The 15,755-nt window shown below is 71.0% G+C and carries 19 protein-coding genes and 1 tRNA gene; 6 read left to right on the top strand and 14 right to left on the bottom strand.

What is annotated here, in order from left to right; translation table 11 throughout:
* Positions 1-10: 10 nt before the first annotated feature.
* From IMZ35_RS10195 to IMZ35_RS31355, 4 genes are all read right to left on the bottom strand, one after another.
* A complete protein-coding gene (locus IMZ35_RS10195; RefSeq protein ID WP_199440729.1) occupies positions 11-676 on the bottom strand; it encodes a Crp/Fnr family transcriptional regulator in 666 nt (221 codons plus the stop codon).
* Positions 677-1,032: 356 nt separating this feature from the next.
* The gene (gene ypfJ, locus IMZ35_RS10200) at positions 1,033-1,929 is read right to left on the bottom strand and encodes a KPN_02809 family neutral zinc metallopeptidase (protein ID WP_199440730.1); all 897 of its coding nucleotides are present in this window, start codon (positions 1,927-1,929) and stop codon (positions 1,033-1,035) included.
* A 1,016-nt stretch (positions 1,930-2,945) separates the two neighbouring features.
* A complete protein-coding gene (locus IMZ35_RS10205; protein WP_199440731.1) occupies positions 2,946-3,230 on the bottom strand; it encodes a hypothetical protein in 285 nt (94 codons plus the stop codon).
* Between the two features lie 9 nt (positions 3,231-3,239).
* Positions 3,240-3,365, bottom strand: a complete 126-nt coding sequence (locus tag IMZ35_RS31355) for a hypothetical protein (protein WP_267877090.1) — start codon at positions 3,363-3,365, stop codon at positions 3,240-3,242.
* Between IMZ35_RS31355 and IMZ35_RS31705 the strand changes: the two genes are divergently transcribed.
* The 4 genes from IMZ35_RS31705 to IMZ35_RS10225 all read left to right on the top strand — a co-directional run bounded on the left by IMZ35_RS31705 (position 3,352) and on the right by IMZ35_RS10225 (position 6,264).
* The gene (locus IMZ35_RS31705; protein WP_199440732.1) at positions 3,352-3,537 is read left to right on the top strand and encodes an LPXTG cell wall anchor domain-containing protein; all 186 of its coding nucleotides are present in this window, start codon (positions 3,352-3,354) and stop codon (positions 3,535-3,537) included. The genes IMZ35_RS31355 and IMZ35_RS31705 overlap by 14 nt on opposite strands.
* Before the next feature lie 362 nt (positions 3,538-3,899).
* Positions 3,900-4,115 (top strand): hypothetical protein, encoded by a 216-nt coding sequence (locus IMZ35_RS10215; RefSeq protein WP_199440733.1) that lies wholly within the window; start codon positions 3,900-3,902, stop codon positions 4,113-4,115.
* Between the two features lie 47 nt (positions 4,116-4,162).
* Positions 4,163-5,095, top strand: a complete 933-nt coding sequence (locus IMZ35_RS10220) for a phosphotransferase (protein ID WP_199440734.1) — start codon at positions 4,163-4,165, stop codon at positions 5,093-5,095.
* 23 nt (positions 5,096-5,118) lie between these two features.
* Positions 5,119-6,264, top strand: coding sequence for a geranylgeranyl reductase family protein (locus IMZ35_RS10225; RefSeq protein WP_199440735.1), 1,146 nt, complete (start codon positions 5,119-5,121; stop codon positions 6,262-6,264).
* Between the two features lie 10 nt (positions 6,265-6,274).
* Here IMZ35_RS10225 and IMZ35_RS10230 read toward each other — a convergent pair whose 3' ends face one another.
* The 3 genes from IMZ35_RS10230 to IMZ35_RS10240 all read right to left on the bottom strand — a co-directional run bounded on the left by IMZ35_RS10230 (position 6,275) and on the right by IMZ35_RS10240 (position 9,083).
* On the bottom strand, positions 6,275-7,018 hold the full coding sequence (locus IMZ35_RS10230; protein WP_199440736.1) for a DUF4253 domain-containing protein: 744 nt from the start codon (positions 7,016-7,018) through the stop codon (positions 6,275-6,277).
* A 101-nt stretch (positions 7,019-7,119) separates the two neighbouring features.
* On the bottom strand, positions 7,120-7,272 hold the full coding sequence (locus IMZ35_RS10235) for a hypothetical protein (protein ID WP_199440737.1): 153 nt from the start codon (positions 7,270-7,272) through the stop codon (positions 7,120-7,122).
* A gap of 80 nt (positions 7,273-7,352) precedes the next feature.
* A complete protein-coding gene (locus IMZ35_RS10240) occupies positions 7,353-9,083 on the bottom strand; it encodes a bifunctional metallophosphatase/5'-nucleotidase (protein ID WP_199440738.1) in 1,731 nt (576 codons plus the stop codon).
* Between the two features lie 177 nt (positions 9,084-9,260).
* Between IMZ35_RS10240 and IMZ35_RS10245 the strand changes: the two genes are divergently transcribed.
* Both IMZ35_RS10245 and IMZ35_RS10250 read left to right on the top strand, forming a co-directional pair.
* Entirely contained in the window at positions 9,261-9,692 is a 432-nt protein-coding gene (locus tag IMZ35_RS10245; RefSeq protein WP_199441012.1) for a MarR family winged helix-turn-helix transcriptional regulator, read from the top strand.
* 24 nt (positions 9,693-9,716) lie between these two features.
* Positions 9,717-9,801: transfer RNA gene (locus IMZ35_RS10250), tRNA-Ser, on the top strand.
* Between the two features lie 78 nt (positions 9,802-9,879).
* Here the strand turns inward: IMZ35_RS10250 and IMZ35_RS10255 are convergent.
* The 7 genes from IMZ35_RS10255 to IMZ35_RS10285 all read right to left on the bottom strand — a co-directional run bounded on the left by IMZ35_RS10255 (position 9,880) and on the right by IMZ35_RS10285 (position 15,539).
* A complete protein-coding gene (locus IMZ35_RS10255; RefSeq protein ID WP_199440739.1) occupies positions 9,880-11,142 on the bottom strand; it encodes a tyrosine-type recombinase/integrase in 1,263 nt (420 codons plus the stop codon).
* A gap of 9 nt (positions 11,143-11,151) precedes the next feature.
* Complete coding sequence (locus tag IMZ35_RS10260) at positions 11,152-11,379, bottom strand: helix-turn-helix domain-containing protein (RefSeq protein ID WP_199440740.1); 228 nt, start codon at positions 11,377-11,379, stop codon at positions 11,152-11,154.
* A complete protein-coding gene (locus IMZ35_RS10265) occupies positions 11,376-12,527 on the bottom strand; it encodes a DUF3631 domain-containing protein (RefSeq protein ID WP_199440741.1) in 1,152 nt (383 codons plus the stop codon). Before IMZ35_RS10265 ends, IMZ35_RS10260 begins: the two co-directional genes overlap by 4 nt.
* A 31-nt stretch (positions 12,528-12,558) precedes the next feature.
* The gene (locus IMZ35_RS10270) at positions 12,559-13,548 is read right to left on the bottom strand and encodes a bifunctional DNA primase/polymerase (RefSeq protein ID WP_199440742.1); all 990 of its coding nucleotides are present in this window, start codon (positions 13,546-13,548) and stop codon (positions 12,559-12,561) included.
* A 94-nt stretch (positions 13,549-13,642) separates the two neighbouring features.
* A complete protein-coding gene (locus IMZ35_RS10275; protein WP_199440743.1) occupies positions 13,643-15,139 on the bottom strand; it encodes a DNA cytosine methyltransferase in 1,497 nt (498 codons plus the stop codon).
* A gap of 41 nt (positions 15,140-15,180) precedes the next feature.
* Positions 15,181-15,369, bottom strand: coding sequence for a hypothetical protein (locus IMZ35_RS10280; protein ID WP_199440744.1), 189 nt, complete (start codon positions 15,367-15,369; stop codon positions 15,181-15,183).
* Positions 15,366-15,539 (bottom strand): hypothetical protein, encoded by a 174-nt coding sequence (locus IMZ35_RS10285; protein ID WP_199441055.1) that lies wholly within the window; start codon positions 15,537-15,539, stop codon positions 15,366-15,368. The genes IMZ35_RS10280 and IMZ35_RS10285 overlap by 4 nt, the downstream gene beginning before the upstream one ends.
* Between the last annotated feature and the right edge of the window lie 216 nt (positions 15,540-15,755).

Consider the following 15,755-nt stretch of genomic DNA (forward strand, 5'->3'; position numbering starts at 1 on the left):
CCGCCGCCGGTCAGGCCGCGAGCTGGAGCGGGCGCAGGAAGGTGATCTTCCGGTGGCTCGTGCGCACGACGTGCCGCTCCGCCAGGTCCCGCAGGCACGTGCTGACGGCGGGGGTGGACGCGCCGATCGCGGCGGCGAGGTCGCCGTGGGTGAGACCGATGTCCAGCTCGCGGCCGTCCTCCGAGGGGACGCCGTAGCGCTCGTCGAGCTTCTTCAGCAGCGCCACGAGCCGCACCGGCACGCCGTGGGTGGAGTAGGCGAGCGCCGCGTCCCGGAGACGGAGCTGGGTGGCGAGCGCCCAGTTCACGACCGTCGAGATCCGCGGGTCCTGCTCGGCCAGCGCCAGCAGCCGGGACGCCCGCACCGCCCGCACGCGGACCGTCCTGAGCGCGATGTGCGAGGCGTTCCACGTGCCGTGCAGGAAGGCGGACTCCACCCCCAGCAGATCGCCGGGGCCGCTGATGCCGATCACCGCCGACGAACTCCCGGTGCGCGCCTCCCGCACCGACTTCACGTGCCCCTCGACGAGGACGAGGACCGAGGACGCCGGTTCGCCCTGGACGGAGAGTTCGCTGCTCCCGGAGAACTCCTGGTCGGTTCCCGTGGAGAACAGCGCGGTCGCCTCCGCGAGGCCGAGTTTCGACATGAAGGTGTTCTCGGGCCACGGAATCGTCATCGTCGGCTCTCTCGTGCGGCGAACTCCGGCACGTTCGGCGACGACGTTCTGAGGATTAATCCGACAATGGCGGGAAAGGGGACCGGAGCCGTGTTCACGAGCGTCGGGCGGTGACTGGAGAGCATGGCGTGGTCCTGTTCGCTGAACGTGGCACGAAGTGTGCCCGCACACCGGTGACACCGGCGTGGTGTCCCTGCGTTCATTCACCCTATCCAGTGAACAACTGCGGGGTGGAACCGGCGAGGTCCAGCAGTTGTCCGAAGTCGCGCTTCCGCGATTCCCGCGCGCGGCGCTCGTCCGTCCAGCACGGTGGTGGGACGCGGGTCACCGCGTGCGGCGACCCGCGTCCCACCCGCTCAGAGGTCGTTCGTGCCGAACGTGTCGCAGCGGGCCGGGTCGCCGGTCTCCAGACCGGTGGTGAACCACCGCTGACGCTGCTCGGAGCTGCCGTGGCTGAACTTCGTCGTGTCGACGGCGCCACCGCCCAGTTCGGACTGGATGAAGTCGTCGCCGATGCGCCCCGCCGCGTCCAGCGCGGCCGTCACGTCGGCCTGGTCGATCTCGCTGATGAGCGGCTGGCCGCTGGCCGTCGGAACGGTCGTGGCGTGGTTCGCCCAGGCCCCCGCGTAGCAGTCGGCCTGGAGCTCCAGACGCACCGAACCGGAGTCGGGACCGGTCTCGTTGCCCACGCGCTCGTTGGTGCCCAGCAGGTTCTGCACGTGGTGGCCGTACTCGTGGGCCAGCACGTAGGACTCCACGAACGGGCCACCGGTGGCGCCGAAGTCCTTCTGCAACTGCTGGAAGAAGTTCAGGTCGATGTAGACCTGCGCGTCGGCCGGGCAGTAGAACGGGCCCACGGCCGAGGTCGCGTTCCCGCACCTGGTCTGCACGCCGCCCTTGAAGAAGTTGGTCTTCGCCAGCTGGTACGTGGTGCCGGAGCGCGCGAACTGGTCCTTCCAGAACGCCTGGACCGAGTTGATGACCGCGACCGCCCGGCAGTCGGCGTTCGCGTTGGCGTCCGCGCCGGTCCGGCACTTCTGGGACAGCGACTCGGAGCTGATCGACTGGTCCTGTCCCACGTCGCCGAAGCCGGCCGTGTCCGGCAGGGAGCCCCCGGCGAACTGCGAGAACAGGAAGTAGATGACGAGACCCACGACGCCGAGGCCGCCGCCGCCGAGGGCGACGCGGCCCCCGGACCCTCGTCGATCCGCGACCTGTGATGTGTCGAGTTCGGCGTTGTCGTTGAACTGCACTGCACGTCCTCCCGCCAGGAACCCCCCGGAGCGGGACAACGATAACGCCGGAACGACCTCGGTGCGGTGCCCGAGCAGGGCACCGCACCGAGGCTTCCAACACGTGACCGTGGTGATCGTGGTCGTGAGCGGGTGGCGCGGAACTCGTCCGGCTCACTCCTGAGAGGAGCCGAGGAGGAGTTCAACAGCGTCGGTGCGCGTGACACAACACCGATGGTGCTCGCGCACCGGAGCCTGCTCCGCTGCCCGTCGAACACGTGCGGAACGGATCAGAAGCGTTCCGGACGTGGAGGTGCAGCCGACGGCACGTCATCACGTCGATGAGTTCTCCGCACAGCACCACCTGATCCTTTCCGGCGGGTCCGCGGGGCGCTTCTGGGGTGGCACCCGCCGACCGGCTCTGGTTCGAATATGCGCTTGACCGGCGGGCTGCGCAACCCCAGGAGGCATCTCCGAACCGGTGAAACCACGGGTCGCCGATTCGGGGGACGCACAGTTGCCGACGGTTGCCCAGGGTGACCTGGATCACCGGAAAAAGTGAACAATGCACACATCCGATCCCGCGCGGGGTTCGTGGTCGCGGTCCGTGTCGTCGCGCGGCCGTTCGACGTACTAGATCTTCTCGATCGAGGGTTTTTTGGCATTCTTATTGCTCGTCGGTAACCGCAGCTTCACTCGTTTCGGGGGTAAGTCACACGAAACGGGAAGGTTCTTTCCCTAAGGGCTGAAAAAGGTGGCGTACTAAATCCTGTGGCCTACAGTCGCGTATGTCTTTGTGATCAAGCCGGGATGACGTCGCGTGTCGGCGTCGACGGTCGGTGGAGGAGAGGCTCGTTGACGCCCCGTTCCGGTCCGGCCCGCTCTGGGCGCCACCGAGGACGTGATCGATCCGACCGTGCGAACCGCCGAGCGACGTGAGAGGTCCTCCTCAGTTCGTCCCGCCTTGTCTCGTGAGACCCCGATCCACACGAATCGAGAGAGAGCCCAGCAATGCACATCTCCGTGCGCAGAGCCCTTCAGACCGCCGTCGTCGCGAGCGGTGTGGTCGTCTCCGGCTCCGGCCTCGCCCTGGCGAGCCCGGACTCGGCGGCACCGTCCCCCGTGATCAGGTGCGACGAGCGCGGCACCGTCTGCACGCCGCAGGAGCAGGCTGCCTGGAACGAGCACTGGATGGCCAACATCCCCGTCTCCGCCACCTCCACGCCCGACTGCCCGTGCGAGGAGGGCACCGAGAACGAGTGCGAGAACCCGCCGACGACCACCGTGCCCACCCTGCCGCCGACCACGTCGACGCCCCACACGTCGACGCCTCACACGTCGACGCCGAGCACGAGCACCCCCGGCACCACGCCGCCGGTGACGACCACCACCGTCGCCACCAGCACCCCGCACACCAGCACCTCCGCGCCGCGCACGAGCACGGTGTCCACCAGCACGAAGCACGTCGTGCACGTCGGCGGCTCGCACCGCGTCCCGCCGGCGCACGCCCAGCGCACCCCCGAGCTGGCCAAGACCGGCGTCAACCCGGTGGTGCTGCTCCTCGGCGGACTCGCGACGGTTCTCGCGGGTGCGGCCGCCGTGCTGTTCGCCCGCAGGAAGCGCGCCTGATCTGACCTCGCGCACCGCGGGCGGCCCTGGGGCGGGTCGCCCGCGGTGCGCGAGCGGATCGGACCAGGTCGACGCGATCTGGTGACCCGCTCGCGCGAAGGCGGCGACCACGGCGTGTTCACCCGCTCCCGCACGGCGGCCTCCCGGCCCGCCGCCGCGGTCGAGCGCCGCACGTGCCCGTCGAGCCCACCCACCAGCGGGCGGACTTCCGGGATTCCGGTGTGGACGGTGGCCGCGCTGAACTCCGAGAACCCCGCCGGGCCGGTGCTCGCCCTTCCCGCCGACGCGCGGTGGAAGTTCCCCCCACCGCTCCTGACCGGCGCGTTGTTTGATCTTCGCGTTACGGGGGAAGTGTGCGGGACATGACTGCTCCGCAACGCTGGTCGCGCCGGCGCTGGGTCCTGGTCCTCTGCTCGTACTTCCTCGGCTGCGTGGTGTTCGGCGTCCTCCTGGCCGCCGTCGACCCCGGTCCGCTGTGGATCGCCTACCTGGCCACGATCGGCATCGCCCTCACCGGCGTGGCCGTCTTCGGCGTGATCGGCGGGTTCGGCCAGCTCTCGCTGCGCAGGCAGCGGTAGCGAAAAAGCCGGAGGTGGCCGGGCGGACGGCGTGCCACGATGACCGCGTGTCCGCTCTCGATCTCGCCGCCCGCACCGCCCGCGCCACGAACGCCGCCGTGGAGGCCGGACGCGCGCTCGGCCTGACCGTCGGCGAACCGCGCGTGCTGCACGACGTGTTCTCCGTCGTCGTCCACCTGGCACCCTCACCGGTCGTGGCGCGCGTGCCGACCGTCCTGACCTCCACGTCGGCCGGGCTGGCCGCGCGGCAGCGCGACGAGCTGGCCGTCGCCGGGTGGCTCGCCGACCAGGGCCACCCCGTCGTCCCGCCCAGCCCGCTCGTGCCGCGCGAACCCGTGTCGCACGACGGGTTCTCGATGACCCTCTGGCAGTTCGTGGAGCAGGACCCGGCCGCGGAGCCCGACTTCTTCCGCAACACCGCCAGCACCGCGCGCCTGCACGCCGCGCTGCGCGACTTCCCCGGCGAGCTGCCGTTCCTGGGGTTCCTGGACGACTCGATCGCGGAGTCCTTCACCGCGCTCGCCGATCGGCCCGACCTGCTCGCGCCCGCGGACCTCGACCGCGCCCGGCGCGAGTGGGCGGTGCTCGAACCCGTCGTGCGCAGCCGCGAGGGCTTCGCCGCGGCCTTCCCCGGCGTCGACGTGCAGCCCGTGCACGGGGACGCGCCGTTCTACAACGTCATCGTCACCGCCGACGGCGAGCTGTGGTCGGACTTCGAGTGCGTCGCGCTCGGCCCCGTCGAGTGCGACCTCGCGCTCCTCGGCGAGGAGGGCCTGGCGATCTACGACGCCACCGCGGCGGAACTCGGGCTGCGACCGCTCGACGAGCGCGTGCTGGCCGTGATGGGGGCGGCACGGCAGATCCAGGTCGTGGCGGCGCTCGCCCTGGTGGACCACCTGCCGTCGCTGGCCGAGGACCTGGCGCCGGCGGTGGAGGCCTGGCGCGGTGCTCCGTTCGCGGGAGGGCTCGCCGACCGCTGACGCGGTGCCCCTATCCTCCCCGCGTGAGCGAGGACGTGTGGGACGTGGTCGTTGTCGGTGCCGGACCCGCTGGGGCGTCGGCGGCGCGGTCGGCCGCGGAGAACGGCGCGCGGACCCTGCTGCTGGAGCGAGCCGAACTGCCCCGCTACAAGACGTGCGGCGGCGGTCTGATCGGCCCGTCCCTCGGCGCGCTGCCCGACGACCTCGCGCTGAAGGTCCGCGCGGACATCACCTCGATCAGCTCGACGCACGCGGGCCAGCGGTTCCGCAGCAGGAGCCACTCCGAGCCGGTGCTGAAGCTGGTCTACCGCGACGAGTTCGACGCCGCCCTCGTGGACACCGCTCGCGCGCGCGGCGTCGTCGTCCGGGAGCGCACCCTCGTGCGCGAGGTCGAGCAGGACGCCGACGAGGTGGTGCTCCAGACCGGTGACGGTCCGGTCCGGGCCAGGGTCGTGGTGGGCGCGGACGGCAGCGCGAGCAGGCTCGCCGCGCACGTCGGCGTGGAGTGCGACCAGGTCGACCTCGGGCTGGAGGTCGAACTCGACGTCGCCGGGCGCGAGGAGGACTGGGCCGGGCGCGTGCACCTGGACTGGGGACCGCTGCCCGGCTCCTACGGCTGGGTGTTCCCCAAGGGCGACGCGCTCACCGTCGGCGTGATCTCGGCGAAGGGCGACGGGGCCGCGACCCGCGCCTACCTGGACGACCTCGTGCGCTGGCTCGACCTGGCCGACCTGCCGGTGCTGCGCAGCTCCGGGCACCTCACCCGGTGCCGCACCGAGTCCTCACCGCTGGCGCGCGGCCGGGTGCTCGTCGCCGGAGACGCGGCCGGGCTGCTGGAGCCGTGGACGCGCGAGGGGATCTCGTTCGCCCTGCGCTCCGGCGTGCTCGCGGGCCGGTTCGCGGCGTCCGCCGCCGTCGGCTCCGGACCCGTGGAGCGGCACACCGCCGAGTACGCGCGGGAGGTCGACCGCGACCTCGGCGCGGAGATGCGCGCCGGGCGCGTGCTGCTGCGGGCGTTCGAGAAGCGTCCCGGCGTCGTCCACGGCCTGCTGTCGCGCACCCGGCCCGGCTGGCGCGCGTTCGTGGACATCACCAGCGGGCGCAGCACCCTGGCGCGGAAGCTCCGGCACCGGGCCGTCCGGCTCGCGGTCCGCGCCATCAGCCGCTGACCGGGGAGGATCAGGCCCAGCGGAACGGCCAGGCGATCTTCTCCTGGATGCGCTCGCCGTAGCCGCTGAGCGTGCCCGCGTTCTGCTCGACGTTGTCCGGGCAGAACACCCAGTGCTCGGCGGCCACGTGCAGCGCGTGCTCGTCGACGACCGGCGGCGCTCCGACGCTCAGGTTCAGCGAGGTCGCCCCCGCCTGCACCAGACGTGCCCCGAACCGCTCCTCCCACGAGCGCAGCAGCGCCGTCAGGGGAACGGTGTCGGCGTGCGTCGCCGCACCCTCCCAGCCCATCGCCACCAGCGCGTCCGCGCTCCGCTCGACCGGCACGAGGGCGATCAGCACCCCCTCGACCTCCAGCAGCCCGGCGTACATGTCGGCCACCGAGTCGGGGTCGCGCTCCTCCTCGCCCGCCGCCGTCAGGCCGGGGCAGTGCTCGCCGAACGGCGCCAGCAGCTCGTAGCCCTCGTCGGCGTGGCTCTCGACCCAGTAGTCCCAGGTCTCGGCCATGAAGTCGTCCGGGTCGTACTGGTCGACGTAGTCGACGGACTCGGGCGAGCTGCCCTCCCACCAGGCGCGGTCCTCGCGCACCAGCACCGGCCACAACCCCGACGTCGCGTGCGCGAGGCGCAGCGCCGCCCACAGCCCGGTCGGCGCGGAACCGGTGCTGATCCAGAACGCGTCCTCACCGGCCAGCTCGACCACCCGGCCCTCGGGCAGTTCCACGTTCAGGTCGTTCAGCCGGTCCCGCAGTTCCACGTCACGCCTCTCAGTCCCGCACGAGTTCTCCGGAGGGATGGTGTCAGGGCCGCGGCCGCGGTGCGCGGCGGCCACCTGCGAGGGCGTGCGCGACGAGCGCCTCAGCGACGCGGGCCGCGGGACCCGGCGCGGTTGCGGGGACGGCGATCGGCCGGGCCACCGACGAGCGCACGGCGGGAACCGAGGTGCGGGCGGGCCACTCCGGCCTGGTGGGAGTGCAGGTCGGCGGGCACTTCGTTGATCTTGTCGTCCATGCGTCGGACTGTATTGACCCCCACCGACAAAAACGGGAGGGCCGCCCCGAGCGGGACGGCCCTCCACGTCGACCGGTCCGTCACGGGGTGGTCGTGATGCGTCCCGTCGCCGGGGGAACGAGGTCCGGGTTGGCACCCAGGAACGCGATGAACGCGTCCAGGTCGATGCCGCCGCCGGTCACCTCGGTGCCCTTCGTGAACTCGCTGAACCCGTCACCGCCGCCCTGGAGGAAGCTGTTGATGGTCACGCGGTAGCTCGCCGCCGGGTCGATCGGGGTCCCGCCGATCGTGACGTCCGAGACCTTGGAGCCGATCGGCGCGCTCGCCGACCACGTGTAGGCGAGCCCGGCCGACGGCTGGAGGATCGTCTGCTTGACGCTCCCGTCCGCGTTGGCCTTCCACTGCTGCTCCAGCGCCGCCTCGATGTTCGCGCCGGTCAGCGTGACCGTCTGCAGGATGTTGCCGAAGGGCTGGACCGTGAACGCCTCGCCGTAGGTGACGACGCCGTCGCCCTCGCCGTTCGGGGACGAGGCGAAGGTGAGGTCGGCCCGCACGCCGCCGGGGTTCATCAGCGCGATCACGGCGTCGTTGCCCGCGGTGGCCGCGAGCTGCGAGTCGGCGATCGCGTTGCCCAGCGCCGAGTCACCGGCGGGCGTCTGCGCCTTCAGGAGGTCCCTGGCGATCGTGCCGACCTGGCGGTTCGCGATCGGGCCGGACTTCGCCTTCGCCACGTCGATCAGCGCCTGGACCTCCGGGTCCGGCGCGACGTCGCGGGTGACGACCTTGTTCTCGGCCCGCGTCGCGGAGCGGATCACCTCGCGCGTCCTGCGGTCGATCTTCAGGTCCACCACGGACAGCTCGCGGCCGAACGCCAGACCCTCGATGAACGGGCGCGGGTTGCCGGCCGGGTCGGTGACCGTGCAGTTGTACTGCTGGTGGCTGTGGCCGCTGAACACGGCGTCGATCTTCGGGCTGACCCTCTCGGCGATCAGCTCGCCGGGACCGCCCGCGACCGTGGAGCAGTCGTTGGGGCCGCCGCCCGAGGTGCTGTCGCCCTGGTGGACGAGCAGCACGATCGACTTCACGCCCGCCGCGTCCAGCAGGTTCGCGTACTCGTCCGCCGCGGTGATCTCGTCGCCGAACCTCAGCTCCTGGATCCCGTTCGGGTCGACCAGCAGCGGCACGTCCTTCAACGGCATCCCGATGAAGCCGACCGGCACGCCGCCGCGGAACTCCACCCAGAAGGGCGGGAGCGCGGGCAGGCCGTTCTTCGCCAGCGTCACGTTCGCGCCGAGGAACGGGAAGTCCGCGCCGTCGTAGGTCTCCTCGAACTGGCAGCCGTCGGTCGGGTGGCAGCCGCCGTGCTGCATCCGCAGCAGCTCGCGGTAGCCCTCGTCGAACTCGTGGTTGCCCGCCGCCGTGGCGTCCATGCCCACGTCGTTCAGGAACTCGACGGTCGGCTCGTCGTGGAACAGCGCCGACACGATCGGCGACGCGCCGATCAGGTCGCCCTGGCCGACGACGATCGAGTTCTTCACCTGCGCACGGAGTGCCTTGATGTGCGTGGCGTTGTAGGCGGCGCCACCGGCGTCGACCGTGGAGCCGTTCGACAGCGTGACGCGGCCGGACGAGCCGGACGGCGGTTCGACGTTGCCGTGCAGGTCGTTGATGCCGATGAGCCGCACGTCGACCGTGCCGCCCCGGTGCTTCGCGCTCTGGTCGGCACCGGCGGGACCGGCGTTCACCGTCACGGCGACGGCGGCGGCTGCGGTCAGTGCCAGCACCGACGTGCGCCGGGTGGACAACCTCATGGAGTTCCTCCTCGCCTGCCACCCGGCTCCGCGGGCGGGTCACGGCGCAGGAGTTTGCCCCGCCGAGGTCTCAGAAACCAGACGTCCGGGCGGATCGTCGGTTAACGGAGATGAACCGGGCCTAACCTGGGGGTCGTGACGGGTGCCCAGGAGCCGCACTGGCTCGACGACGGTGAGATGCGCGCGTGGCGGAGCTACGTGACCGGTGCCGCCATGCTGTCCTACCGGCTGCACAAGGAGCTGGTCGACGGCAACGGCGTCTCGCTCGCGGACTACGAGGTCATGGTGCGGCTGTCGGAACAGCCGGGCGGGCGGATGAGGATGACGCAGCTGGCGAGCGAGGTGGCGTCCTCGAAGAGCCGCGTCTCGCACCAGGTGGCGAGGATGGAGAAGGCGGGCCTGCTCAAGCGCAGCAACTGCGGAGAGGACGGCCGCGGCGTGTTCGCCGAGCTCACCGAACGCGGCGCGCGCCAGCTGGAGCAGGCGGCCCCGACCCACGTGGACGGCGTCCGCTCGCACCTGGTCGACCTGCTCTCGCGCGAGGAGCAGGAGGTGCTGGCGAAGGTGTTCGACCGCGTCATCACGCACCTGCGCGAGGTCGAGGGGTAGCCCGGTAGGCTCTGGGCGGTATCGGGAAGCGTGGCAGAGCGGCCGAATGCACCCGCCTTGAAAGCGGGAGACGGGCAACCGTCCGGGGGTTCAAATCCCTCCGCTTCCGCAGGTCGGAGCCCCGGTCACCTCGTGAGGTGACCGGGGCTCTCGTCGTTCGTCTCAGTCGTCGTCTCAGTCGTGTGAACTAGGCCGGTACGGGCACCCCCGCCGTCCCCTCGTCGTCACCGTCGTCGTCCACGTCGGCGGGCTTCCAGAGCAGCCCTCCGACGCGCTGAGCGACGTCCCGCCGGATCGCGGAGGTGATGTGCTGGTACCTGGCGGCCATGGCCGTGTTGGACCACCCCATCGTGCCCATGACGGCCCGCTCGGCCACACCGAGCAGCAGCAGCACCGTCGCGGCCGTGTGTCGTGCGTCGTGCAGTCGCCGGTCCGGTACGCCAGCTCGTTCCAGCAGTCGCTTCCACTCCACGTGGTCCGTGCGCGGGTTGAGCAGTGCTCCGGTCGGCGTGGTGAACACGTAGCCGCTGTCCGTCCAGAGCTGAGCGGCCTTGACCCGTTCCCGTTCCTGCTCGCCTGCGTGCAGGCGCAGCAGGGCGACCAGTTCGTCCGGCAGTCCGATTCCGCGCTTCCCCGCCTTCGACTTCGTGCCCGCGGTCTCCTTGCGGGCCGCTGCTCGTTGCGGGCAGTGACCGGCGAACCTGCGTCCGCAGGGGTCGGCGCATCCGTGCTTCCACCGGGGACGCAGTCGGCTGCGTCGGACCTGGAGCGTTCCCGCTTGAAGGTCCACGTCTTCCCAGCGGAGACCGAGTGCTTCTCCCTGGCGCAAGCCGAGCGCGAGTGCGATTGCCCACCGCGCGCTGTTCCGCTTCTTCAACGCGGCTTCCAAGAGCTTCTTCACATCTTCCACGGAGTACGGCTCGACCTCCGTTTCTTCGAGTTTCGGAGAACGTGCCAACGTGGCTGGATTCTCGGTGATGTGCTTCCGCTGCATGGCCACGTTCAGCGCGGCGCGGACAGTGCGGTGCACCTGGTGTGCGGTCGCGGATGCTGAGCCGTTGCGCATCATCTTGCGGTACAGCCTTTCGAGGTGTTCGGGCTCCAGTTTGTCCAACCGGTGCGCCCCAACTCCGGGAATGAGGTGAACCCTCACCGCGATTTCGTAGGCGTTGTACGCGTTCTCCGTGAGGACTGGCGGGGCGACGATGTTGTCCAACCAGTGCTGTAGCCACTTCTCCACGGTCCACGCCTTGCCGGTCTTGCGGACCTTGCCCGCGTCGCGCTCCTGTTCGAGCTTGCGGACCTTCTCGGCGACCTCCGGCCGTGTCGTGGCCTGCATGTGACGGCGGTCGGGCTTGCCGTTGTCCTTCACACCCACGGTCACGCGGCCGTGCCAGTAGCCGTCCGCACCCTGGTAGATGGTGGATTCCCCGTTTGACCTGCGTCCCACTGCTGCCTCCTACGCGGCTTCCGGGTTGTTCGTGTGCTGGGTGGTGAGTCGTTCGACGTAGCGGATCAGCGCGGAAACGGGGACGCGGTGCAGTCGGCCGATGTGCACCGTTTCGACCTGTCCGGTGCCGACGAGTTCGTACATGAGGGTTCGGCCGATGTTGAGGCGCTTGGCCGCGTCTTTGATGGACAACAGCAGGTCTTCCGAACCCTGGAATGCGGTTGCGTTTCCGGTCACGCGGCACCTCCGGCGTACTCGGTGGGGAAGGGCGTCACGACACCGTGTCGCTCGGATCGGTTTTCGCGCGGGTCGTCGTTGTCGGGTTGGGGGCAGTAGCGGTTCCAGGCGTCGGTGAAGGTGTCGCGGTTGTAGCCCTTGGCTTGGGTGCCGTCGGGAAATCGGATGTTGGTGGAGGTGATGCGGTATTCGCGCAACATCGCGCCGAGTTTGTGGGCGGTGAGTCCGTTGGGTCCGTGGGTGCGCCAGGGCGCTTCCGGGTCGGCGTTGAGGCGGGCGAGCAGGTGTGCGGTGGGCAGGGTGGGGGTGTTGGTGAAGAGGGCGCGGCAGTCGGTGAGGAGTCGGACGCCGGGGGTGGCGTCGCCGTCGTCGTTGGCTTCGGCGGTGAGGGCCAGGACGGCGGCGCGGGCGCGGCCGGGCCAGTGCCCGCCGGCGTGGTCGGCGACGGCGATGAGGGGTTCCCAGGTGTCGGCGGCGCGGTCTTCCACGGGCATGGCGGGTTCGGCGTTCTCCAGGCGGTCGAGGTCGGTGCGCAGCCAGCGCGCGAGTCGTTCGGCGAGCTGGCGCAGGGCGGGGCGGTCGCGGCGGTGCCGGTAGGGCGCGGCCTGTTCGCCGGGGGCGCGGCGGCGCATCCGGACGACCACGGCGCGGTCTTCGATGGTGTCGGGCATGGCGCCGATTCCGGCGAGGGCGGCCATGGCGAAGGTGGGGATGGATTCGACGGTGTTGCTGGCGGCGTCGTAGCGCTTGGCGGGGCGGTTGCGCTGGTGTCCGGCGTTGAGCAGCCCGCGCAGGTCCTCGTTGCCCTCGGCCTTCGGGCCGAAGATGGTGTCGGCCTCGTCCACGAGCATCGTGGGCGGGTCGTCGCTGATCGAGCGGTACACGGCGGCGGGGGAGGAGTTGACGGTGATGAACGGGTCGTGGCAGGTGGCTTCCACGACGTCGAGCAGCCGGGACTTCCCGCACCGCTTCTCCGGTCCCCGGATGACCAGCCGCGGGGCGTGTGCCCACGCCGGTTGTGCGTGACTGGCGGCGATCCACAGGACCACGGCGTCGGAGGCTTCGGCGGTGGGCAGCACGACGTAGCGGGTCAGCGCGGCGTGCACGTCGTCCAGCAGTGCGGCACCGCCGGTCGGGTCCTGGATCATGCGCGTGCCTCCGTGGTGTTCTGCTGGTTGCTCATGCCGCGCCCTGCGTGCTGAACAGCTCGGGTGCCGGTGCGCCGGGGCTGCCGGGTTGGGAGGGCCGGGTGGTGGTGGCTCCGGCGCGGAGTCCTTCGGTGATGGTTCGGCGGACCTTGGCGTCGGTGCAGTCGCAGCGGTCGCTGATCATGTGGGCGGCGGCTGCGTGCAACTGGACCTCTGCTGTAGTCGAGGACAGACGGCCGTCCCCGACGTGGCGGCCCAGGGCGACGGCGGCGATGAACAAGGTCTTGCCGTGGGTGCCTGGTTGGGCCGCTGCGACCCGGTCCCGCTCACCTCGCACAGCGGCGGAGGTGTAGGCGTCCAGCCGCGCGGAGGAGCGCAGAACGGGCGCTGAGACGGCCGTACGCGGCTTGGGCGTGAGCGCCTGGACCAACCAGCCCGGCAACGGGGCGGGGTCGAGGTCGTCGGTGACTTCGTAGGCCCCGTCCGGGGTGGACGATCCGGGCGCGACGACGTATCCGCCGGCCGCGCGGGTGTCGACCATCGGTCCGAGCGTGGCCGCGGTGTTGCGCAGCTGCACATCGGCCGGGGCGCGGTAGTACAGGTGCTCACCGCCACGGGCGGTGGAGACCGAGCGCGTGCCGAACAGCTCGGCGAGGTCGTGGTTCCCGCGCACGCACAGGTCGGTCAGCACGTCGCGGCCCCACTCGATCCCCGCTCGACTACAGCCGTCCTGCCCGACCACGGCGGCAGGTGACTTCGGCAAGTCCAGGTCGACCACGACCAGACCGGAGGGGCCGGTGGCGATGCCGACGTTGAACGCGCCCGTCGACCAGCAGCGGCGGATGGTGTCGGGGTCGCGGGTGGCACGACGCTCCCACCCGACGTGACCAGTGGTGCAGGAACCGGTGCGGGGACAGGACTTCTCACCGTGCAGGGCGGGAACCTTGCTGCCGGGACGCAGTGGGAAGACGTGCCAGCCGCGCGCGGCGGCGGCCAGGGCGTGCTGAACCAAGGTGCTCATGTGGTGGCTCCAGGTGGCAGGACGGACGTGGGGTTGCGAGAGCCCGGACCGGCGGGGGGTGTGTCGTGGCGGACTGCTCCGCCGGTCCGGGTGGTCAGGCCAGGGCGCGGGCGACGGCTGTGCCGAGCCATTGGGCGACGTTGGCGGAGACGGCGTTTCCGGCCTGCATGGTCTGTTCGCCGACGTTGCCGGTGACGCGGTAGGTGTCGGGGAAGCGTTGGGCGCGGAGTTGTTCGCGGGGGCGCAGCATCCGGTAGCGGCAGTCCTCGACGGCTAGGGCGGTGTGCAGCAGGCCGTGGGCTTCGCGGGTGGCGAGGGTGGAGATCGGGCGGTCGGTGCGGTGGGGTGTGGCGCCCTTGCGGTAGGGGATGACCAGGGCGTGCGCCGGGGCGGTGTGGTGGCGCCCGGGCGGGACGGTCAGCCCGTGGTGGTTGCCGCCGGCGGAGACCGTGGAGAGCGGATCGGTGACGGCGGTGGCGGTGGCGTGGTTGCGCAGGACGGTGACAAACGGCGGGCAGAGCACGGCGTCGTTCTCGCGTGTTGTGCGGGCGGGCATGGGCACGGTGACGGTGGTGGGGTCGGTGCGCCAGGTGCCGCCGGAGGGCACGAGCATGGGCGGGCAGGCCAGTCCGTCGCCGATCTTGACGGTGCGGGTGGGCAGGGGGCCGTGGTAGGCGGGGTAGGCGCGGCCGTCGTCTCCGCCGTGGGTGACGGTGACCATCGTGGGCTGCTGACCGAACATGGCCAGCCCGGTCCGGATGCGCTTGAGGGTCGACGTCGCCAGAGGTCGGGTCCTCTCGCCGATGAGGCCGCCGAGGTCGGTCCAGTCGATCGCGGCGGCGGCGGGCAGGACGTAGGGCTCCACGACCGTGTGGCGGCACGTTGCGTTGGGGCAGCGGTAGTCGTACTGCTGGCGGTACTTGCCGATGCGGCGGGTGCGGTCGCGTCGCCACACCTGCCGCGCCCGCACGTCGGCTTCGCACACCGGGCACCACGCGGGTGGGCGGGGTGCGACGTCGGGCAGGGGCACGCCGTGGCGGGTGAAGACCATGTACAACCTGTCTCGCCACTGGGGTGCGTGCGGGTTGGTCTCGTCTCCGACGTGCGCGGAGGACACCGACACGAACTGGACGTTGTAGCCGAGGGTCTTCATGCCGCTGACCCACCAGTCGAACAGTTCCCAGTCGGTGGCCACGTCCACGACGTTCTCCACCAGGACGGCGCGGTAGCGGTGGACCTCGGTGGCGCGGATGACGTCGTGGAACGTCGCTCGTGTGCGCTCGAATCCGGCTCCCGCGACCGGTCCTTGCTCCAGCAGGTCGAGTTGGGCGCGCTGGCGCTTGCGCCCGCCGGCGGGGCTGATCTCGGTGCAGATCGGCGAGGCCCACAGCACGTCCGTGGCGGGCAGGCGGCGCATGTCGTAGTTGGACACGTCGGCGCACAGGTGCTCTGCGTCGGCGAAGTTCGCCGCGTGGGTCTCGATCGCCCGGTCCCAGTGGTTCGCGGCCAGCTTCAACTCAAACCCCGCGGCGGTCAGGCCGATCGAGGACCCGCCCGCGCCGCAGAAGATGTCGGTGAACGTCAGGCTCATGTCGTGTGCGTCCTTAGTGGTCGTTGAGCGAGCGGGTGCGGCTACTTGCGTGCGTCGTCGGCCCTCTTGCAGGTGGGGCACCAGGTGCGGGTGGTGAGCCAGGTCCAGACCGCTTCGGGCTTGTCCACGCGCAGTCCGCACGCGGTGGTGGAGTGGCCGTCCCACAGGCTGCGTTTGACTTCGAGGTGGATGAGGTCGTCGTCGGGCATGGCGGGGCTCCTGGTGGTCATTGGCGCTTGTCGTGGGTCCATCCGGCGCGGGTGACGCAGGTGGGGCACAGGGGCGCGTTGCGGGCCGCGCCGGTGCCGACGCGCACCCCGCACAGGGCGCGGGGGTTGTCGGTGAGTCCGAGGGTGTGGGCGAGGGTTCGGGTGTTGCCGACGATGTGCATGACGGACACAACACCTCCATGATGTGACTCTGAGTAGTCAACTGTGGGCGTGCGAGGACCAGGGAGGGAGGCGTGCCCTTCTGGTCCGGCAGGCTGTTTTCCGGGGTTTGTGCAGGTCGGAGCGGTGAGGCTCCCTGGCTCCCTGTGTGGGTGTTCGTGCTGTTCACGACAGGGAGCCGGGTTGGGGAGGCGGTTGGGGAGTCCTCCCCGTGGCGTGTCCGCCTC

It is taken from the genome of Umezawaea beigongshangensis (assembly GCF_016464305.1).
Classification (GTDB): Bacteria; Actinomycetota; Actinomycetes; order Mycobacteriales; family Pseudonocardiaceae; genus Umezawaea_A; species Umezawaea_A beigongshangensis.